The sequence below is a fragment of the Oceanotoga sp. genome (assembly GCF_030445905.1).
GTDB classification, from domain to species: Bacteria; Thermotogota; Thermotogae; order Petrotogales; family Petrotogaceae; genus Oceanotoga; species Oceanotoga teriensis.
The window spans coordinates 14606-35762 of record NZ_JASUSU010000029.1; the positions used below are offsets into that span (position 1 = coordinate 14606).

19 protein-coding genes are annotated in these 21157 nt (G+C 26.5%); 12 read left to right on the forward strand and 7 right to left on the reverse strand.

Annotated elements, in window-relative coordinates; all coding sequences use genetic code 11:
• Positions 1-46: 46 nt before the first annotated feature.
• The 6 genes from PWP28_RS09135 to PWP28_RS09160 form a co-directional block, all read right to left on the reverse strand.
• Positions 47-1066, reverse strand: a complete 1020-nt coding sequence (locus PWP28_RS09135) for an alpha/beta hydrolase (protein ID WP_109603719.1) — start codon at positions 1064-1066, stop codon at positions 47-49.
• On the reverse strand, positions 1050-2054 hold the full coding sequence (locus PWP28_RS09140; RefSeq protein ID WP_109603639.1) for an alpha/beta hydrolase: 1005 nt from the start codon (positions 2052-2054) through the stop codon (positions 1050-1052). Before PWP28_RS09140 ends, PWP28_RS09135 begins: the two co-directional genes overlap by 17 nt.
• Before the next feature lie 94 nt (positions 2055-2148).
• Positions 2149-2607, reverse strand: coding sequence for a hypothetical protein (locus PWP28_RS09145; RefSeq protein ID WP_109603638.1), 459 nt, complete (start codon positions 2605-2607; stop codon positions 2149-2151).
• 10 nt (positions 2608-2617) lie between these two features.
• A complete protein-coding gene (locus PWP28_RS09150) occupies positions 2618-3151 on the reverse strand; it encodes a hypothetical protein (RefSeq protein ID WP_308644610.1) in 534 nt (177 codons plus the stop codon).
• Between the two features lie 146 nt (positions 3152-3297).
• The gene (locus PWP28_RS09155) at positions 3298-5277 is read right to left on the reverse strand and encodes a methyl-accepting chemotaxis protein (RefSeq protein ID WP_308644611.1); all 1980 of its coding nucleotides are present in this window, start codon (positions 5275-5277) and stop codon (positions 3298-3300) included.
• Between the two features lie 155 nt (positions 5278-5432).
• On the reverse strand, positions 5433-6692 hold the full coding sequence (locus tag PWP28_RS09160) for a YiiX/YebB-like N1pC/P60 family cysteine hydrolase (protein WP_308644612.1): 1260 nt from the start codon (positions 6690-6692) through the stop codon (positions 5433-5435).
• Between the two features lie 277 nt (positions 6693-6969).
• Between PWP28_RS09160 and PWP28_RS09165 the strand changes: the two genes are divergently transcribed.
• Entirely contained in the window at positions 6970-8304 is a 1335-nt protein-coding gene (locus PWP28_RS09165; RefSeq protein ID WP_109603634.1) for an MFS transporter, read from the forward strand.
• Positions 8305-8319: 15 nt separating this feature from the next.
• On the opposite strand, the gene PWP28_RS09170 is transcribed toward PWP28_RS09165, so the two are convergent.
• Entirely contained in the window at positions 8320-9069 is a 750-nt protein-coding gene (locus PWP28_RS09170; protein ID WP_308644613.1) for a class I SAM-dependent methyltransferase, read from the reverse strand.
• Positions 9070-9433: 364 nt separating this feature from the next.
• Between PWP28_RS09170 and PWP28_RS09175 the strand changes: the two genes are divergently transcribed.
• From PWP28_RS09175 to PWP28_RS09225, 11 genes are read left to right on the forward strand one after another with little or no spacing between them, the layout of a single operon-like run.
• A complete protein-coding gene (locus PWP28_RS09175) occupies positions 9434-10447 on the forward strand; it encodes a 3-oxoacyl-ACP synthase (RefSeq protein ID WP_308644614.1) in 1014 nt (337 codons plus the stop codon).
• A 26-nt stretch (positions 10448-10473) separates the two neighbouring features.
• The gene (locus PWP28_RS09180; RefSeq protein ID WP_264150011.1) at positions 10474-11214 is read left to right on the forward strand and encodes a beta-ketoacyl-ACP reductase; all 741 of its coding nucleotides are present in this window, start codon (positions 10474-10476) and stop codon (positions 11212-11214) included.
• 25 nt (positions 11215-11239) lie between these two features.
• Positions 11240-12553: an acetyl-CoA hydrolase/transferase family protein gene (locus PWP28_RS09185; protein WP_109603630.1), complete on the forward strand. Its 1314-nt coding sequence runs from the start codon at positions 11240-11242 to the stop codon at positions 12551-12553.
• Between the two features lie 32 nt (positions 12554-12585).
• Positions 12586-13791 (forward strand): acetyl-CoA C-acetyltransferase, encoded by a 1206-nt coding sequence (locus tag PWP28_RS09190; protein WP_308644615.1) that lies wholly within the window; start codon positions 12586-12588, stop codon positions 13789-13791.
• An 11-nt stretch (positions 13792-13802) separates the two neighbouring features.
• Positions 13803-14966, forward strand: coding sequence for an ABC transporter substrate-binding protein (locus PWP28_RS09195; RefSeq protein ID WP_109603628.1), 1164 nt, complete (start codon positions 13803-13805; stop codon positions 14964-14966).
• Positions 14967-15022: 56 nt separating this feature from the next.
• Positions 15023-15778 (forward strand): ABC transporter ATP-binding protein, encoded by a 756-nt coding sequence (locus PWP28_RS09200; RefSeq protein WP_109603627.1) that lies wholly within the window; start codon positions 15023-15025, stop codon positions 15776-15778.
• On the forward strand, positions 15771-16463 hold the full coding sequence (locus PWP28_RS09205; protein ID WP_109603626.1) for an ABC transporter ATP-binding protein: 693 nt from the start codon (positions 15771-15773) through the stop codon (positions 16461-16463). The genes PWP28_RS09200 and PWP28_RS09205 overlap by 8 nt, the downstream gene beginning before the upstream one ends.
• A gap of 10 nt (positions 16464-16473) precedes the next feature.
• Positions 16474-17355, forward strand: coding sequence for a branched-chain amino acid ABC transporter permease (locus tag PWP28_RS09210; protein WP_109603625.1), 882 nt, complete (start codon positions 16474-16476; stop codon positions 17353-17355).
• 2 nt (positions 17356-17357) lie between these two features.
• On the forward strand, positions 17358-19070 hold the full coding sequence (locus PWP28_RS09215; RefSeq protein ID WP_109603624.1) for an alpha/beta fold hydrolase: 1713 nt from the start codon (positions 17358-17360) through the stop codon (positions 19068-19070).
• A 6-nt stretch (positions 19071-19076) separates the two neighbouring features.
• Complete coding sequence (locus tag PWP28_RS09220) at positions 19077-20198, forward strand: TetR/AcrR family transcriptional regulator (protein ID WP_109603623.1); 1122 nt, start codon at positions 19077-19079, stop codon at positions 20196-20198.
• A 58-nt stretch (positions 20199-20256) separates the two neighbouring features.
• Positions 20257-21120, forward strand: a complete 864-nt coding sequence (locus PWP28_RS09225) for a GNAT family N-acetyltransferase (RefSeq protein WP_109603622.1) — start codon at positions 20257-20259, stop codon at positions 21118-21120.
• Positions 21121-21157 lie beyond the last annotated feature (37 nt).

The following is a 21157-nucleotide window of genomic DNA, read 5'->3' on the forward strand; positions in this document are numbered from 1 at the left end:
ACTTTTAATTTAATAAAAAAAGAAGATTTTATTTAATAAAATCTTCTCATTTATAAATGTTATCAAAATTTTCATCCATCTCATCTTTAGTAAGAATTCTTGAACGTATTTTTGCATCTTTTATATTGAGTTTATTCATTATATATATTGCAACAAAATATTCAAAAGGAAGCCAGCTCACATGACCTATTGGAATTGGATAATATTTACATCCTTTAAACTCTTTTAAAAGACTTTTTCGACTTTTTATTGATAAAGTCTTATCGAATAAAGCTTCAAAAAAAGTCACTTTTTTATAATCTATCAAATGTGCATAGGATAATGGATCTATTTTAAATATAGGATGTATATCACTATTTATTATTTCATCTAAAGTCATTTTTTTTATCGAATCTAAATTTTCATTGTATATTGAAAACATTTTTTGTGGTTCATTTAGATGATTTTCCATTTTGAATCCTTTTTCAATCAATTTTCTTATAAATTTTGTAGCAGGAGATCTATACATTATTTCTGGCAAATGTCCACCTGTTGTTAATAATATCAATTCGCTTATTCTACTATCAATAGAAGATACAATTGTAGAAAGCATTCCGCCAAGACAATATCCTATGAGAGCATTATTTTTATTCCATAATCCATGATCTTCGAGCAGATCTAAAGTTGTTCTTATATCTAATATTCCATTTTCCCAAAAATTATACATTATGTTTATATCAGGCCATAAATAATTTCTACCACTTACAGATTTATCATCTACCCTTGTGTAATTTCCGGGAAGTATCAAAACAGATGAATTTATTCCAACGGATGCCAGATGTCTACCCATCCATAATAAAAATTTTATATTAGAACTTCCCAGTCCATGAACTATTAATACAGAAGCATATACTTTATCTTTTGGTTCAAAATTATAAACTTCTACAGTTTCAGTTCCTTTGCTTATATTTTTATACATCGATTTATATCTAATATAATTACATCTATAATGTCTACCCTTAAATATATATCCACTCATAAAATCAATTTTTTTTCTCTCATAATTAAAATCAATATTTCTTTTCATTTTCATTCATCCTCTTTATAAAAGAAGTAGTTTTATTTATTATTTTTATTGTTTGAAAATCTTTTAATTGAAATTCAAAAGTATGTCCACCATTTTTATGAACAAGAAATTCAAAAGGTACATTATACTCTTTCAATTTTCTTATAGATTTTACAGAAGAATTGAATGGAACGACTTCATCTTCTTTACCATGAACAAATAATACAGGAACCATATTTTTAGAGAACCAATGCATTGGAGAAAAATAAATATATTCATCTTCTTTATCTTTATTAGTTCCTTTCATGGTTGTTATTACAGAAAATTTAGCAAATAAACTTTTATTTTCTTTATCAAGAAGATCTGTGAGATCAGTGGGAGTATAATAAGCTACAACAGATTTTATACCTTCCATTTTTTCTTTATTTTTTAAAAAACTATAAAATGATGAATATAATAAAGCTAAATGTCCACCAGCTGAAAGACCCATTAAAGTTATTTTTTTAGTGTTTAATCTCAATTCTTTACTATTAGATCTTATAAAATCTAAAGCATCTGAATAATCGGATAAAATATCCATCATTTTATTAGAAAATCCAAATCTATAATCAACTGATACTATTGCAAATCCTTGAGAAGCAAGATATTTACACCAAGAAACATTATTGGGCTGATTTCTAAAACCAGATATCCATCCTCCGCCATGAGAAAAGAAAATTACTGGATAGTTGGGTTTAAAATTTTTTGGATACCAAATATCTAATTTTAAATTATTCTTTTCTGCTATTTTATAAGTATAAGTACTCGGACCTTCATAATGATTAGATTCTAAAGGTAATTTACTTGTTAAAATATTTATGATATATATACCAATCCATACGAAAAAACCATAAAATAATACAATCCAGCTTGAAAAAATAGATAAAACGACTAGAAGAGAAAAATAGAATCTTCTTATCAATTTTTTCGATTTAATATAAAAATTTTTTATAGATTTTTTTTTCTTCATTTTTAATCACCCATTAAATTATACAATAATAATGATAAAAATAAAATCCCAAGATTTTATTTCAAATCTTGGGATTTTATATTTTTTATCTATATCAATCTACTGGTATAGCCATTATCCATTCAACTGCCCAGTCATTAATATTGAAAATAGAATTATTTGATTCCATAAATTTTAGAAAATCTTTTATCAATGCATTGACTTTTATTTCTTTTATTTGATAAACAGTTAGATTTCTACTCATAGAAGTTTTAAAATATTTATTATCTTCTTTTGGTTTAACTATATATCCTTTATTTATCATATCATTTATTTTATCATATTTTTGTTCTTCTAATGGAAAAGTTATAGGTATTTTAACTGTATTAGAATCATATGAACTATCTGAATTTCCAAGAATTATATAATCTGAAGTTATAGAAATTTTTCCAAATTTTTCCACGTTATACATATCTGCTGTCATTTTATTTCCATCATAAACATATATAAACTTTGAAGAAAAAGATATGATTCCAATAATTAAAATTAAACTTGTAAATAAAATTTTTTTCATTTTATCCCTCCTAAGAGTCTTTTCTTGTTAAAGTTATACCATTAACATAATAATCTGTATTAGGTATTGTAAAACCTGTATCAGCTGAATAAGTTATTTTTGATACTTTATTATTTTCAAAAGTTAAGTGATTATTTCTAATATTGGATTTAAATTTGATAGTTCCATTATTTGCAGGATTATCAATACTTGTAAATTTAATATCAAAGTCTAAATCTATTTCATTATAATTTTCTGAAACTTGTATTTCGGGATTTTCAAATTTAACTCTAGTATCATTATAAAAGTTATCTGATTCTATTTTTACTTTATAAGATCCATCATAACTTATTTCAAGTGTAAAATCAGAATATGTTAAAGCCATATCAGGAGAAGATTTTTGAGATGATGTTTCAAATTTTAAATTATATTCTCCTACTAAAGTATTTGAAGTAATATTTCCACCAGTATTTCCGCCATCAATACCGCCTGGAATTGGTGGTGTACAACTTATCAATAGAAATGTTAGAGTTAGCAAACTTAGAAATAACAAAGTTTTTTTCATAATAGTTAACCTCCTTGGTATTTAAATAAATTATATACTATAAAAATAAATTAAACTATATATTTTTGACATTATGTCATTTTTGAGGTATGAAATACACATTTTTATCTCTAAGCTATTATATCATAATAATTAAAAGGTTTAAGTTAAAATTTAAATTTATTTACTTGTGAAATTAAGCCATCTGATAATGCAGCCAATTCTTCAGAGTTAGCACTTACATGTTGAGCAGCTTCTGATTGATCAAAAACAGCTTTGGTTGCATCTTTTACTTGTGAATTTATTTCTACTATTCCTTTTGCTACTCTGTCCATAGCTGCACTCATTTCTTGAGTACTTGCACTTTGTTCTTCAGATGTAGCAGTTATACTTTCTATCTGTTCATTTATTTGAATTATCTTATCTGAAATAACTTCAAATTCTTTAGCTACTAATGTCATACTTTCATTGGCTTTTTCTATTACATCAGTAGTTTCAAGAGTTGATTTGTTTACTGTATTGGTATCATCTTTTATTTCTAAAAGTATTTGTGATATTTCATTGGTTGCTTTAGCACTTTCTTCAGCAAGTTTCCTTATTTCATCTGCGACTACAGCAAAACCTTTTCCAGCTTCTCCAGCACGAGCTGCTTCAATAGCTGCATTTAAAGCTAAAAGATTTGTTTGTTGAGTTATAGAATCTATAGAATCTACTATTTTACCAACATTTTCTGATTTTTTAGATAAATTGTCAACATTTCTTTGAGAATCTTTTGATTTTTTTGAAGCTTCATTAATTTCTAATGTTATAGCTTTTATTGTTTTTAAACCATTTGTTGTAGAAATTTTGGTGTCTTTAGTCGATGTTAATAATGACTGTGCTGCATTTGATAGTGTAGAAGAACTTGAAGCCATTTCTTCTATTCCACTTGTTATTTCTTCAACGGCAGATGAACTATCTTCTAATTTATTTTCTATAAAATTCATTTGAGAGCTTAATTCTTCAGTTCCTGCTGAGCTCTCTTCGGCTACACTTGCCAAATCATTTGAAGAAGAATTAATATTTTCAGATGCTTCATTTATTGAATTCATTAGTTCTTTTATATTTATTGCCATTTCATTTAAACTGTTGGCTATAATTCCAATTTCGTCTTTCAATTTAGTTTCGAAATTTACATTTAAATCTCCTGTTCCAAATATTTTTATTTTTTCTTTTAATTTTGTTAAAGGATCACTTATTACTTTTTTTACAAAAATAATTCCTATGATTAATGATATTATTATTATTGTTGTTGAGAATATTAGCATCGTTATGAGTACTTGTGTTGCTTGAGATAGAACTTCTTTTGTTTGAACTGAAGTTACCAATATCCAACCATTTTCAAGGGTGTTAAAGTATATAAATCTTTTTTCTTTTGTATTTAAATCAATATATTCAGATTTTCCATTATCATTATTTATACTTTTGAATAGATTACTGTCCGATATTGATTTTCCAATATTTTCAGGAATAGTGTCTATTAATACAGTTCCATCATTGTTCATTATAAACGAGTGAGAAGAGTTGAATATTTCACTGTCTTTAAGAGAGTTTATATATGAAACCATTGAAATATCTATTCCTACAACACCTGTAGTAATATTTGAATTTTTGACTCTTTTAGTAATAGATATTACTAGATCGCCACTCGCTGCATCTACATAAGGATCTGTAAATAATACATCATCGGTGATTAAAGAATTTTTATACCAATCTCTAATTCTTGGATCATAATCATCCGGTAATTTTTGATCTGGTTTCATAAAAAAGACTCCATCTTCTAATCCAATAAATACATTTCTAATATAAGTATATTTTTGTTGAATGTTTGCAAAAGATGTCATTAAAAATGTTTGTTCTGAATTTTTATTTTCTTTAGAGTTTATTACATTTTCTTCATTAGATAAAAATATCATGAATTCTTCGAGATTGGAATTTGTGTTTTCAAAAAAAAGTTTTGTCTTTTCATTTTGTAATAATAATGTTTCATCAACATTAGTTTTTACAGTATTATAATAATTGTAAGTGCTAAAAAAAGATACAATTGCTAAAGGTATGAATGAAATAACAATAATTAATAAAATAACTTTCAATTTGATGCTTTTCATAAAATGCACCTCCCATTTTTTCTGAGAAACCTTTTATTAAAATAATAATAATCGTTTCTTTAATTTATTATATCACATGATATATGAATATGATGTTAAATTTTGAATTATTTATTTAACAGATGATAAAAAATAAATCCTCTATAAAAGAGGATTTATTTTTGTAAAATGTCTAAAATATTTCTTTGTAAGCTCAATTCCAATTCTTTAGCATCTTTTAAAGTAGCAATTTTTGTTTTTTCGGATCCATCTAAAAATATTGGAACACTGAATTTGTTTTTAAGGGCATATTCTATTAAATCGTTTGGACTTAACATCCATCTGAATTTACTATATTTAAAAGGAATATTTATAAATTTTTTATAAGATAAGTATACAAGTTCTGAACATACTAATTCATCTGAATTTTCAAAATCAAATTTGTAATCATATTCTTTTCCATAATGAGAAAATGATTCTAAAACTACTTCAAATATCTCTTCTTGGTTCAGATCTGATCTGACAGCAGCAAAATAATCAGATTCTCCCATGTTTTCTACTTTGTTTATTGATACTCCTTTTGCAATTGCTTCTATTATTGAATAATCATTGTTTTTTAAGTTTTTGTATATTAAAGGAAATTTTTGTTTTATATAATCTGAAAAATTTTTCCCATTTAATTGTTTTATATTTTTAAAATAATCATTCATTTGATCTAAATTGCCAAGATATATTCCAGAATGAGTCCAAAAACTTCCAATTCCTATATTTGTTAATTGCCAGTTAAGTCTTCTTACTATTATATCTCCTGGATTTAATTTTTTTGTTATTAATTTTACTTGACTTTTGTTTATAAATTTATGATTTCTTGGTATATATTGAACTCCAGTTATTGATATTGCTAAATATTTCTGAAGTGCATAAAATGATTCCATTGTCATATTTTCATAGTTTTTATAAAGATTAAAGAAAAGATTATTATTATTTTGAATATTTATTGTGTTTGAAAAAACTGTTATTGAAAGGCTGAATATTAAACTAATCGTTATTAGGTTTTTTTTAAAATTTTTTTTAAATATTATTTTAAATAATTTTATCATTAATAAAGATAAAAAAGTTATATTAGCTATTAATAGAGGAATTGATATTATTATTGTATATTCTTTGAATAAATTTGAACCAGTTATTAAAAAAGCAAGTAAAAAATAAGTTATAAAAACTTTTAAACTCTCTTTTAAAGTAGTTTTTTTGAATTTTGATATATGATAACTTAAGTTTTTGAATGTAGAGTATAAAATTAAGAATCCTATAGATATCAATATTATTAATAATCCAATTCTATATGAGCTTTCATTGAATAAATTTTTATTTATTATCCAATTTGATAGTATTATAGATAAAAATATTGTTATGAAATATAAAAACGTTTTTTTCAACTTTTTCACCCCAAAGATAAATAAAATAATAGTGTACTAATATTATAATACACCAAATCATGGAAGTCAATTTAAAATTACATAAATTTAGTTAATAATAAGTTATTTTGATGTATAAGATATAAAAATATTGTAAAAAATAAATTAAAATAAGGAGCTTTTTTTCTTGTATTCATTCTTTATAATTAGTTTAATTAAACATAAGAATAGTTAAACTTATGTTTATATAAAAGGTTATAATATTAATTAACATATGATTTTTTCGGGGTGAAAAATATTGACAAAATTAACATCAACTATGAAATATTCTATAGCTGAAGGTAGTGTTTATAATTCTTTTTTCATTGCAACACAAGGTTTTATAATTACATCTATTGCTTTGTTTTTTGGTTCTAATCCACTTGAAATTTCTTTAATATCTTCATTTCCAGTTATTGCACAATTGTTTCAGATTTTCACAAAAAAAATATTAAAAAAATTTAGAAGTCGAAAAAAATCTTTAATGTTTTTTGCTTTTTTGTCTAGAACTGTTTTTTTAATATTACCTGTATTAATTTTTTTAGATTTTAAAAATAAGTATATTTTAGTTGCTGTTTTTTCAATATTTTCTTTTTTTGGAACTTTTGTAGGGAATATATGGACTTCATCCATGAGAGATATAATTAAATTTGAAGATAGGGGAAAATATTTTGGATTTAGAAATATATTTTCATCTATTTCCGGTATAGTTATGTTATTTGTCTATTCACAATTATTAAATTTAAAAGATACTGGTAAGAGTATGTTATTTATAACTTTAATAATGAGTTTTTTTTCAATATTTTCTGTTTATCTTTTATATAAACATAATATACCTGAATCAGATATAAAAGCTCTTGATGTTAAATTGGGTAAAACGTTTAAGGATAGTCAATTTAAAAGGTTTTTAAAGTTTATAATGGTTTGGACTTTTGCAGTTGAATTTACAAGACCTTATTTTTCATATTATGAAATTACAATTTTGAATGTTAATTATGAATTTTTAGGTCATATGAGTATGTTAACGAGTATATTATCTATTTTTTTATATATGTTATATGGAAATATGATCGATGAATTTGGAAATAAAAATATTTTAAGTTTAGGAATGACTATATCAACTATATCAACTTTATTGTTTTTTTTGATGAGAGTTTATAATTATAAGTCTATAATTTTAATGGATTCAATTTTTTCTGCTTTTGCTTGGTCTGCAATAAATTTAGCCATATTAAATTTATTACTTGAAATCGCTAAAGATCCAGTTGAAAATTATGTCGCAGCTTATTCTATTGCTTCGGGGTTTGCAGCTATTTGTGCTTCTTTAGCGGGAGGATTTTTAGGGAATTTTTTAAAAGGAAAAGTATTTTATATTTTTGATGAAAGTTATTATGGTATTCAATTGATTTTTATAATAGGCTTTATATTAAGAATTTATTCTATATTGCTTTTGAGTAATGTTAAAGCTTTTGAGAAGCCTTTGAAATATAAAGGTATTGTTATAAGTAATTCTATTTCTTTTAGAAGAAGAGATGTTAATTTGGGAATATATACTAAGATATTGAGCATTTTTAAAACAAATAAGGAGAAGTAATTTTATTACTTCTCCTTAATCTTTTTTAGCAAATATATAATATCTATTATCATTTTCTTGAGCTTTTATTAATGGATCTAAACGACTATAAATATTAATTATTTGAAAATTATTTTTTCTTAAAATATTTTTTATAGTTTTTAAGGTATATCCTTTTTCTTTATGATATTCCTCTATTTTTTTATAAGTTCCATTTTTTAATTTTTTGAATATAATTATTTTTAATGTTGCAATATTATTTTCAAAATTAAAATCTCCAGAATGAATTTCTATAAAATCTTCGTTTTCATTTTGTATTCTTTCACCAGGCCATATATTTGATAATGCATATATACTATTTATGTCAAATATGAAATAACCATTCTTTTTTAAATGATTATATACTGATTTGAACAATTTATTTAGTTCTTCTTCAGAATTTATATAGTTTATACTATCAAACCAAGAAGTTATTAAATCGTATTGTTTATTCGTTTTAAAATCGATCATATTTTGAACATAATATTTTATATTTAAATTTAAATCTTTTGTTTTGCCATTGGCGATTTCTATCATTTTATTTGATATATCTAATCCTTCTACTTCTATTAAAGGGTTTTGAATTTTAATATTTCTGCAAAATGTACCTTCTCCACATGCAATATCTAATATGTTATTCGATTTTATTTTTAAATAATTTAATAAAATAGGAAATACTTCAGATATACTTTGACTATAAGAAGTGTACTCTCCTTTTGAATAGATTTCTGCAAAATTTTCATACATATAAAGACCTCCATTTATTTTTTACTTATTTTTATTTTATCATAAAATTAAAGTTTGTATTTAATTTGTTTGAATATATCTTTTAAAATAGCTTTAAACCATTTTTATTGGTGTATATTTTGATTTCATAAATTTTGTAAAATTTGATATCATTTTATCAAAGAAATGTAAAACTTAGTAAAAATACCAAAATTAAATTTTTTAAGGTATATTTCTATTTATTTGTTGTAGAATATCTCTTATGCTAATAAAATAGCTTTTGATATTTTATTTTTTTATATTAAAATGAGAAGTGATTCATATAAAAATGAGAAGTGATTCAGAAGAGATTAAAAAAGCTATTTTATATCAAGAGGTGATATTAATGAATATCGGAATAATGGGATTAGGTACATATTGTCCTGAAAATTATATTAGTTCAGCTGAAATTGCAGAAAAAACAGGAATACCTGAATGGGTCATAAGCCAGAAATTTGGCGTTGATAAAAAAACTATTCCTGGTCCAAAAGATACTACAAGTTATATGGGAATACAGGCAGCAAAAGAAGCTATAAAAGAAGCTGGTATAGATCCAAAAGAAATAGACATTGTTATTTGGAATGGTGCACAACATAAAGATTATCCTTGTTGGTTAGCGAGTTTAAAAGTTGCTGAAGAAATAGGAGCTGTTAATGCATGGGGTTTTGATATGGAAGCTATGTGTGGTTCTATGATGGTTGGTATGGAAACAGCAAGTTCTTTATTGAAAGGAAATGAAAATTATAAAACAGCTTTACTTGTTTCTGGATATAGAAACTCTGATTTAATTGATTATTCAGTTGCGGAGACATCGTTTATGTTTGATATTGGTGTTGGTGGTGCAGCAATGGTTTTAAGAAAGGGATATAACAAAAATGTTATTTTAGGAACGGCATTTAAAGGCGATGGATCCTTTTCTGAAGATTGTGTAGTTGAGGTTGGTGGATCTAAAAATTGGCCTATGACTGAAGAAGATGTTAAAGATATGCATTTTGTTGTTAGAGATGCTGAATCTTTTAAGAAAAAACTTGGTGAAAGGACTATGCCGAATTTTTATCATGTAATAAGAGAATCACTTTCAAAAAGTGGTAGAACTGATAAAGATATAGATTATCTTGCGATATTACATTTTAAAAAATCTGCTCATGATGCGGTTTTAGATGAATTAGGTCTTGATTCTGAACAAACAACTTATTTAAATGAATATGGTCATATAGGTCAAAATGATCAAGTTTTATCTATTAAATTAGGTCTTGAATCAGGAAAGATAAAAGATGGAGATATCGTTGTTATGGTTGGAGCTGGAATAGGCTTTGTTTGGGCAGCTGCAACTGTTCAGTGGGGAGATTACGTAGGTTAAATCATTTTTTGATAGGAGGAATTAAGATGGATAGAATGAAAGGAAAAGTATGTGTTGTAACTGGTGGTGCAAGAGGTATAGGTAAAGCTATTGTAGAGAAAATGGCTAAAGAAGAAGCTACTGTTGTATATGCTCTTGATATGAATGAAGAAGCATTAAATGAACTTGAAAATGCGTATTCAAATGTAAAAGGATATGTTCTTAATGTAACTAATAGAGAAAATATAAAAGAATTTGTAGAATTGGCAAAAAATGAATATGGGAGAATCGATGTTTTAGTTAATAATGCTGGTATTACAGCTGATGCTTTGATTCAAAAAATGGAAGAAGATGCATGGGATAGAGTAATAAATGTAAATTTAAAAGGTGTATTTAACATGACTCAAGCAGTTGTTCCGCTTATGCTTGAAAATGAAAAAGGTAGTATAGTAAGTATTTCTTCTATTGTTGGAGAAAAAGGTAATATAGGCCAAACAAATTATGCTGCAACAAAAGGTGGAGTTATTTCTATGACTTATTCATGGGCTAAAGAATTTGCAAGAAAAGGTGCAAATATAAGAGTTAATGCTGTTGCTCCTGGCTTTATTTTAACTCCAATGACTGAAAAAATGCCTGAAAAAGTTTTAAATTCAATAGTTGAAAAAGTAACTCTTAAAAGAATGGGAAAAGCGACTGAAGTTGCAGATGCTGTATTTTTCTTAGCATCAGAAGAAGCTTCTTATATAACAGGTCATGTTTTAAGTGTTAACGGAGGTACTATTCTTTAAATAATTGAAAAAGAGGGATGTCAATATGTGGAGAAAGCAATATAATAATAAATTAAAATCAATTGAAGATGCTATTCTTTCACTCCCTAAAAGAGCAACTGTAGTCGTAGGTCTTGCGGCTACAGAAGCTCAAGGGTTTTTGAGTAATCTTCATAAATATAAAGATAATTTTGAATATATAAAGGTATTAACTTGTCTTAATATGAAAGAGTATCCATTTTTTATGGAAAAAGAGTATGAGAATAAATTTGCAAATCATTCATGGTTTTATGCGCCACCTACAAGAAAAGCAAAATCTGAAGGCTTATGCACTGTTGATTATATTCCTAATAATCTTCATATGGCTGGTACAGATAAAATAATGAGTGAAAAAGAGGATGATTCAAAATTAGTGTTTTGGGGAACTGTTACTCCAATGCTTGAAAATTCAGGATATTTTAGTTTAGGTCTTTCAAATGTCTATGAAATGGAAGTAATTGAAAATGCTGATATGGTTGTTTTAGAAGTTAATAATAATATGCCTTGGATTCACGGAGAAACCCAAGTACATATAAATCAAGCTGATTATATAGTTGAATCTGATTGGGAAATTCCGGCTTTACCAATAGTTGAACCATCCGAACTTGAAGAAAAGATAGCTAAATATATAGCTGATTTAGTAGATGATGGATCTACTATTCAAATAGGAATAGGTGGAATTCCTAATGCTGTGGCAAAGTTATTAGTTGATAAGAGAGATCTCGGAGTTCATACGGAGATGTTTACAGAATCTATGATTGATTTGTTTGAAGCTGGTGTAATAACAAATAATAAAAAGAATTTATGGAAAGGCAGATCTATTTGTACTTTTGCACTTGGATCTAAAAGGATGTATGAATGGTTGAATAATAATCCAGGCGTATGGGTTATGAGAGGAAGTTATGTTAATGATCCTTTTGTAATAGCTCAAAATGATAATATGATTTCTATTAATACTGCTATTTCTGTTGATTTACAAGGTCAAGTTGTTTCAGAAGCAATTGGTACTAAACAATTTTCAGGAACTGGAGGACAACTTGATACACATAGAGGAGCTATTAAAAGTAAAAATGGTAAAGGTATTATAGCTTTGAGATCAACTGCAAAAAAAGGAGCAATTTCTACCATAGTTTCAGCGCATCCACAAGGATCTACTATTTCTGTTCCAAGACATGATGTGGATTATGTAGTAACTGAATTTGGTGTAGCTCACTTAAGAGGTAAAAGTCTTTCACAGAGGGTAAAAGCATTAATAGAAATTTCACACCCTGATTTTAGAGAAAAACTTTTAACAGAAGCTAAAGAACTTGGATATATTTAATTTTATTATTTATTATTAAGGAGGAACAATATATGAGCAAAGTATTTATTATTGATGCAAAAAGAACAGCTTTAGGAACATTTGGTGGAACTCTTAAAAATGAACCTGCATCCAAGCTCGGAGCACATGTTTTAAAAGAAATGATAAGTATAAATAATTTGAATCCTAATAATATAGATGAGACAATAATTGGTAATATTTTAGGTGCAGGCCAAGGAATGGGGCCAGGTAGACAGGTTGCTATTTATGCTGGAATACCTGTTGAATCTCCTGCTTATACTATAAATATGATATGTGGTTCAGGAATGAAAGCAGTTATGATAGGTGCAACAGATATAATGTCTGAACAAGCAGATTTAGTTGTTGCTGGTGGTATTGAAAATATGTCTATGGCACCATATTTAATAAATTCAAATAATAGATTCGGAAGTAAAATGGGTAATCAAACAATTATAGATCATATGATAAATGATTCTTTAACAGATGTTTTTAATCAATATCATATGGGTGTAACTGCTGAAAATATAGCACAAAGATATAATATAAGCAGAGAGGAACAAGATGAATTTGCATATACGTCTCAATTAAGGGCTAATCAAGCAATAGAGAATGGAAGATTTAAAGATGAAATAATTCCTTATAAAATAAAAACAAGAAAAGGTGAAGTTGTATTTGATACTGACGAACATCCTAGACTTACAAGTGTTGAAAAACTTGGAATGTTGAGGCCAGCTTTCAAAAAAGATGGAACTGTTACTGCTGGAAATTCTTCAGGAATTAATGATGGGGCGAGTATTATGATTCTTGCTTCAGAAGAAGCAGTTGAAAAATATAATTTAAAACCAATTGCTGAAATAATTGCATTTTCTCAAGCTGGAGTAGATCCTGCATTTATGGGATTGGGACCAGTTCCAGCAATAAAAAAAGTTATGGAGAAAACTGGTTTAAGTTTAGATGATATATCATTGTTTGAACTAAATGAAGCATTTGCATCTCAATCTCTTGGTGTAATTAAAGAACTAAGTGATTATTATAAGAAAGATAAAAATTGGTTTATGGAAAGAACTAATTTGAATGGTGGAGCTATAGCTTTGGGACATCCTGTAGGTGCATCAGGTAATAGAATTATAGTAACTTTGATTCATGAAATGTTGAAACAAAAAAAAGAGTATGGACTTGCTTCACTTTGTATAGGTGGAGGAATGGGGACTGCAATAGTTATTCGTAATTTAATATAAGGGGTGATTTTATGAAGAAAATCCTCGGAACTTTAATGGCAGTTTTATTGATCGTTTTTGCTTTTGCTGAAGTTGGCGTGACTGATACAGAAATTAAAATAGGTTCTTTTCAAGCATTATCCGGACCAATAGCTTCAATTGGACAACCTATGACTAAAGGAATGCAGGCATATTTTAATTGGGTTAATGATAATGGCGGTATTAATGGTAGAAAGATAAACTTAATAGTTGCTGATGATCAATTTAATCCTGCAAAAACTACCGTAGAAGTTAAAAGACTCGTTGAATCTGATAATGTTTTTTCAATAGTTGGAGGACTTGGTACACCAGGAGTATTAGCTGTTATGAATTATTTAAATGAAAGTGAAGTTCCATTTGTATATCAAGGTAGTGGTTCTTCATTATTAAGTTTCCCAGCTAAAGAATATGTTTTTCCTGTACAACCAAATTATAAAGTTGAAGGTAATATAATAGCTAATTATTTTGTTGATAAAGGTTATAAAAATATAGCTCTTGTTTATAGAAATGCAGAGGATGGTAAAGAATTTGCTGATTCTTTTGAAGAAGTTCTAAGTAAAAATGGTAAAAAAGCAGCTATTTCTTTGGCTATAAATCCTGCAGCAGATAATTTTGCAACTGAAATAACTAAATTGATAGGTAAAAGACCAGATGCTGTTGCAGTAATGCTTTATGGAGCACAAGCACCTAATTTTATTAAACAAGCTAAACAGTATGGATTAAGAAATCAAGAATATGTTTTATCTTATGCAAATGCTTCTGTTACATTTATTCAATTAGCTGGTAATGCTGCAGAAGGTGTAAAAACAGCTGCTTGGGTTGATGTAGACTTTGAAAATCCAGAAACTCCTGCATTAAAAATATATGGAAAATATAATAATGGAGAAATACCAAATGCATATGCAGTTGCAGGTTTAATAGCTGCAGAAACATTTACAGAAGCAGTTAAAAGAGCTGGAAAAGATCTTACAAGAGAAAGTTTGGTTGAAGCTTTAGAAACTTTCAATAATTGGTCTGGTGAAATAACAAATGGAGTTACTTATGCTGATTTTAATACAGAAAGAGAAAATTCAAGATTGGGTAAAAACTCTATGTATTTATTAGAAGTTAAAGATAATATATTTGTAAATTCTACAGATTGGTTATATTTTAAATAAAAAAGTTTTTAATACAGCGGGGTTTTAATTCCCCGCTTTTTTAAAGGGGTGAAATAATGCTTCAGATAAAAGATGTAAGAGTTTCTTTTGGTGGATTAATAGCAGTTAAAGATATGAATATGAATGTTAAAAAAGGAACAATACATTCTTTGATAGGTCCTAACGGAGCTGGAAAAACTACTTTATTTAACGCAATAACAAGAGTTATACAGCCAGACAAAGGTGATGTTATTTTTAAGAGTGAATCTTTAATAAATCTTACGCCAGAAAAAATAATATATAAAGGTATCTCAAGAACTTTTCAAAATTTACAACTTTTTCAAGGTATGAATGTATATGATAATATTTATTCTGGATTTGTTCATAATTATAAAGGAAATTTATTTGAAATATTTTCTAAGAAAAAAAGAGATTTTGATATACAAACAAAAAATAAGATATTGGAAGTTACAGAGCTTCTTCAAATAAAAAATAGACTTAATTCTTATCCGTCTCAATTACCTTATGGTGTTTTGAAAAGGGTAGAGATTGCAAGAGCTATGGTTTCTGATCCTGAACTTTTGTTATTTGATGAACCTGCTGCTGGTTTGAATCATAATGAAACATCTGAGATAAGAGATATAATAAAAATGCTTAAATCTAATGGTAAAACTATTTTACTTGTTGAACATGATATGAACCTTGTTATGAAGGTTTCAGACGAGATAACTGTTATGAGTTTTGGAGAAAAAATTGCTGAAGGAGTTCCAGAAGAGATAGCAAATAATGAAGAAGTAATAAAAGTATATCTGGGGGAGAGTGAAAATGCTTAAAGTCAATAATTTAATAGTTAATTATGGTCATGTAAAGGCCGTAAAAAATATAAGCTTTGAATTGAATAAAGGTGAAATAGTTTCAATACTTGGTTCTAATGGAGCTGGAAAAACTTCAACTCTTTTTGGAATGATGAGTATTGTAAAATCATCTTCAAATATTGAATTTAAAGGAAAAGATATAAGCAAATATTCCTCTGTTCAAAAAGTAAAAGAAGGTTTGGTTTTATGTCCAGAAAATAGAAGAGTTTTTCCAGAATTATCTGTAGAAGAAAATTTGAAAATGGGGAGTTTTATTAGAGGTAATTATTCTAAAGTTATAAAAGATGTTTATGACTTATTTCCAATTTTAAAAGATAGAAAAAGACAGGCTGCAGGTTCATTATCTGGTGGAGAACAGCAAATGCTCGCTGTTGGTAGAGCTATGATGGGAGAGCCAGAAGTTCTCATGCTAGATGAACCATCTTTGGGATTGGCACCAGTTATTACTGATGATATATTTAATGTTTTAAAAGAACTAAAAAATTCTGGAGTTTCAATATTGCTTGTAGAACAAAATGCCTTGAAATCCTTGAGAATTTCTGATAGAGCATATATTCTTGAAACTGGAAATATAGTTGCACAAGGTATTGCTAAAGATCTTTTAAATGATGAAAAAGTTAAAAAAGCTTATTTAGGAATATAGGGGTGATTTTATGCTTATAATACAAAGTATTATATTGGGAATACCACAAGGGGCTCTTTATGGACTTATGGCCTTTGGTATAGCATTGATATTTAGAACTGTCAGTGTTATGAATTTTTCCCATGGAAATGCCGGAATGTTTGCAACTTTTATAGGTTTTAGCGTTTATACATTAACCAATAATATATTTATTGCTTTGATATCTGCAGTTGTTTTTGGATTTATTCTTGGAGTATTGATAGAAAAATTTTTAATGAGACCTGTAAAACATTTATCACATGGTGCTATGTTGATAATAACTTTGGGCCTTTTGATGGTTTTTGAAGGATTATCTATAGTTATTTGGGGAACTGAATATTTACAATTACCAGAACTCAATGATGGTATGCCTATTATAATGGAATTTGGAGAAAATATATTAGTTTTACCAATAAATGATTTAATTGTTACTGTTATAGCATTAAGTGTTTCTATTTTATTGGCTATATTTTTAAAATATACAAAAATAGGTACTGCAATAAGAGCAAGAGCTCAAGATGAAGTTGGTTCGAGTGTTGTAGGAATAGATATAAATAAAGTAGATTCTATAGTTTGGGGAATAGGAATTTCTCTTGCAGCATTAGTAGGTATACTTGCAGCACCTAAAACTTATGTACATCCTAATATGATGACAAATATGCAATTGTATGGATTTACTGCAGGAGTTTTGGGAGGATTTTCAAGTTTGTTTGGTGCTATAGTAGGAGGAATGATTCTTGGAATATTAGAGAAAGTAGTTGGTGTTTATATATCACCAGATTATCAGTTATCTATAATATTGATATTAATCATAGTAGTTTTAGTTGTAAAACCTTCAGGTATATTTGGTAAAAAGTTTGAAGGGAGAGTTTAATTATGAAAAAAATAATGATAACTTTTATAATAGGTTTGCTTTTGGGATTAATTTTTATGTCTCAATCTTTTTTATTAATGATATTTTCGACTATTTTAATATTTGCAATAGCTGCTTTAGGGTTAAATATATTATCTGGTTATACAGGACAAGTTTCAATCGGACATGGAGCTTTTATGGCTATAGGAGCTTATACCACAGCTACAATGTCATTAAATTTTAATACTCCATTTATTTTGAACTTGCTATTAGCAATTGTTTTTTCAGCTATACTTGGTGCTATAATAGCACTTCCTGCTTTAAGACTTAAAGGTTTTTATCTTGCAATAGCTACTATGGCTTTTGGAATTGCTGTTGAACAGATAATATCTTCTTTTGAATTATTTGGTGGGCATATAGGTTTGAGAGATATAAAGCCTCTTGTTGATTCTGATTTTTATATGTATTTAATAAATCTTGCATTTTATGCAATTTTAAGTTATATTGCTGGAAGAATAATAAATTCACCTAATGGGTTGAAATATAAAATGACAAGAGATAGTGAAATAGCAGCAAGATCTTATGGCGTTAATTTATCATTTGCTAAATTAGAATCATTTGTTTTGAGTGCTATATATGGTGGTATTGCTGGAAGTTTATATGCTCATACTATTGGTTATATTGCACCTACAGATTTTGCATTAGGGAACTCTTTAAATTTACTTGCAATGATTGTTATTGGAGGAATGGCCTCTATACATGGAGGATTAATTGGTTCTATTATAATTACGGGTTTACCTTTCCTATTTTCAAGAGGTAGTATACCTATGTCTATAATATTTGGAATATTATTAATAGTTTTTGTTCTTTTCTTCCCAAAAGGAATAATATATGGTCTTATGATGGGATATGTTAAATATTTGGAAAGGCCTTTTATATATTTTATAAAAAATAATTTGAGAAAAAATGATAAACCAAAACAAAAAATCAAAGTTAAAGGAAAAGATATATATTATGATGTAAATGGTGAAGGAAAATCTGTTATAATGATACATGGTAATTTTGGTTCTCATAAATGGTTTAATAAAGTTAATAATATATCAGGATATAAAATATATACTGTTGATATGCCAAATTTTGGACATTCAGATCATATTGAAAACGCTAATATTGATGAATATGCTGATTATATAAATGAATTTATGAATTCACTGAATATAGATAAAGCTGTTATTGTTGGACATTCTCTTGGTGGTGCAGTTGCTCAAAGCTTAGCCTTAAGGTATAATAATAAGGTGAATAAATTGATTTTGATTTCTTCAGCTCCTTATTATGGATTTAAAACACCTGAAGAAAATTATTCTTCATTGGCTTTGTTGAAAAATAATAGAAGTATTTTAAAAGAAAGTATTAAAGGTATAATGCCTCTTAATAAAGATAAAAAGTTTTTAAATGAACTTGTTAATGATTCATTGCTTATGAATCCAAAATGTTTTGTAGAGAATGCAAGAGCTTTAGAAAAATATGATTTTACTGATTTAAAAGATAAAATAAATTTTTCTACAATGGTTTTATTTGGTAAAAAAGATATTTTAATTACTAAAGAAATGGCTGTTAGAACAGCAGAATTTTATAATGCTGAATTAAAAGAATATGATAATGTAGGACATTCATTGATGGTTGAAGAACCTGAATTATTCAAAAAAATGTTTATAAATTTTATGAATAGGGGTTAGTATGTTATGAAGAAAAAAACCGATACATTAGATAAACTATTGGAAGCGTCAAGAGATCTATTTTCAAAAAAATGGTATGAAACTGTTTCTGTCGCTGAAATTTGTAGAGAGGCAGGAGTTTCTAATGGTGTCTTTTATAGATATTTTAAAAATAAAAAGTCTATATTTGAATATCAGGTTGATGAACTTTTGACTTATTTTGAAAGAGAATTTAATAATATAAGAGGTATAACAGCTGAAGATAGACTTGAAAAATTTTTGGATATAGTTATTCAATCAGGAGATAGGCATAGACAACATATTACCATTTTTAGAGAAGCCCAATATAGATTTCCAGAATTTGAAAAAAGATTAAGAAAAATGTATATTATCGGTTTGTCAAGAGTTTTTAACAGAGAAATAAGTGAAACAGAGTATCTCTTTGTAGCTGGAGCTGTTAGGTTTATAAATATAAGATATATATTTAATTCTAAAGAATATAAGAATGAAATTTTAAAAAATATAATTATTAATGGTATTTTTGAAGAACTCGAAGTAGATTTTTCTAAAGTTTTTTCTGAAAAACTTGAAGAACCCGATATGATAGAATGTAAAACTTCAAGATGTAAATTGATAAATGCAGGTATAAAATTATTCGGTGAAAAAGGTTATTATAATGTGAATATATATGATATAACTAAAGAAGCAGGATATGCTGTAGGTACTTTTTATATATACTTTAATTCAAAAGAAGAATTTCTTTCTTCTATAGTAGATATAATAAGTAAAAATACGAGAAGATTTTTATCTTTAAATTCTAAAGAAACTCTTAATAGACTTGAGAAAGAATTGAGAGGTATTTATTTATTTTTATTCTTTTTTTCACATAATAAAAGCTATTATGAGATTGTTAGAGAAGCAGAATTTGTTGTTAATGAATCTGCCAAAAGATATTATGATAATTTTGAAAGAGGATATCAAAATAATTTAGATAGTATAAAGATTGAAGATAAATCATTAATAGCAAATTTTTTAATGGGTTTTTCTCATTATCTTGGAATTGAAAAACTCTTTCTTGAAAACGTAACTGATGAGAAAGTAATAATAAAAGAAGTATCTGATTATTTTAAAAATGGTATAAAAGAATAATATGAAAGGATAATATACATCGTATATTATCCTTTTTCATAATATAAAGGGGGATATTATGATTATAAAAACTTTAAATGAAGTAGATTTAGAAGATTTACTTGAAGGATTTAAAGATGCTTTTTCAGATTATGTTGCTGATATTTCTATGACTAAAGAACTTTTTATGAGAACTTTGAAATGTAGAAGAGTTGATAAAGATTATTCTTTGATTGCATTAGAAAATGATAAAGTTGTAGGATTTATTATTAATGGCTCTGGTTTTTTTAAAGATGAGTATACTATTTATGATATTTTTACAGGAGTTTCAAAAAAGAACAGGGGAAGAGGAATAACAAAAACATTATTTGAAAAATTAGAATTATTATTGAAAGAATCTTTATTTAAACAATATTTACTGGAAGTAATAGATAATAATTTTAAAGCTATTAATTTGTATAGAAAAAAAGGATTTATTAAAAATAGAAATTTATCAATTTTTTCTTTTAAAGATTTTAATATAAGAGATTTTAAAGAAGATATAATAATAAAAGAATATGAATATTTTTATAAAGATGATTATAAGAAAATGACTTTTTATTTGCCTTCTTGGCAAAATTCCTTTGAAACTTTAGAAGAGATAAAAAATGAAGTAAAAGTTTTAGAGGCTTATTTTAAAGATGAATTAGTAGGTTATTTAACTTTTAGAGAAAATGAAATATATTCTTTTGGATCTATTAAAAATTATAAAGTTGATATTTTAAATCAATTGTTTAAAAATTTTCATGAAAAATGTAAATTAAAAAATATTGAGGGAAAATTATTGAATGTTGATTCTGAAAATGATATTATAGAATATTTGTTCGACATAGGATTTAGAAAGATAAAAGACAGAAATAGTATAGTTGAAATAGGGCAGTTAGAGATGATAAAAAAATTATAGATAAAAATAAAATCGCTAATAGTAATTACTATTAGCG

What these genes read in the sequence shown, in the direction of transcription:
- PWP28_RS09205 (WP_109603626.1), top strand. Translation starts at nt 15,771, where the DNA reads ATGCTTAAAGTCAATAATTTAATAGTTAATTATGGTCATGTAAAGGCC.
- PWP28_RS09225 (WP_109603622.1), top strand. Translation starts at nt 20,257, where the DNA reads ATGATTATAAAAACTTTAAATGAAGTAGATTTAGAAGATTTACTTGAA.
- PWP28_RS09200 (WP_109603627.1), top strand. Translation starts at nt 15,023, where the DNA reads ATGCTTCAGATAAAAGATGTAAGAGTTTCTTTTGGTGGATTAATAGCA.
- PWP28_RS09185 (WP_109603630.1), top strand. Translation starts at nt 11,240, where the DNA reads ATGTGGAGAAAGCAATATAATAATAAATTAAAATCAATTGAAGATGCT.
- PWP28_RS09220 (WP_109603623.1), top strand. Translation starts at nt 19,077, where the DNA reads ATGAAGAAAAAAACCGATACATTAGATAAACTATTGGAAGCGTCAAGA.
- PWP28_RS09190 (WP_308644615.1), top strand. Translation starts at nt 12,586, where the DNA reads ATGAGCAAAGTATTTATTATTGATGCAAAAAGAACAGCTTTAGGAACA.
- PWP28_RS09195 (WP_109603628.1), top strand. Translation starts at nt 13,803, where the DNA reads ATGAAGAAAATCCTCGGAACTTTAATGGCAGTTTTATTGATCGTTTTT.
- PWP28_RS09175 (WP_308644614.1), top strand. Translation starts at nt 9,434, where the DNA reads ATGAATATCGGAATAATGGGATTAGGTACATATTGTCCTGAAAATTAT.
- PWP28_RS09150 (WP_308644610.1), bottom strand. Translation starts at nt 3,151, where the DNA reads ATGAAAAAAACTTTGTTATTTCTAAGTTTGCTAACTCTAACATTTCTA.
- PWP28_RS09135 (WP_109603719.1), bottom strand. Translation starts at nt 1,066, where the DNA reads ATGAAAAGAAATATTGATTTTAATTATGAGAGAAAAAAAATTGATTTT.
- PWP28_RS09145 (WP_109603638.1), bottom strand. Translation starts at nt 2,607, where the DNA reads ATGAAAAAAATTTTATTTACAAGTTTAATTTTAATTATTGGAATCATA.
- PWP28_RS09210 (WP_109603625.1), top strand. Translation starts at nt 16,474, where the DNA reads ATGCTTATAATACAAAGTATTATATTGGGAATACCACAAGGGGCTCTT.
- PWP28_RS09180 (WP_264150011.1), top strand. Translation starts at nt 10,474, where the DNA reads ATGGATAGAATGAAAGGAAAAGTATGTGTTGTAACTGGTGGTGCAAGA.
- PWP28_RS09215 (WP_109603624.1), top strand. Translation starts at nt 17,358, where the DNA reads ATGAAAAAAATAATGATAACTTTTATAATAGGTTTGCTTTTGGGATTA.
- PWP28_RS09140 (WP_109603639.1), bottom strand. Translation starts at nt 2,054, where the DNA reads ATGAAGAAAAAAAAATCTATAAAAAATTTTTATATTAAATCGAAAAAA.
- PWP28_RS09170 (WP_308644613.1), bottom strand. Translation starts at nt 9,069, where the DNA reads ATGTATGAAAATTTTGCAGAAATCTATTCAAAAGGAGAGTACACTTCT.
- PWP28_RS09155 (WP_308644611.1), bottom strand. Translation starts at nt 5,277, where the DNA reads ATGAAAAGCATCAAATTGAAAGTTATTTTATTAATTATTGTTATTTCA.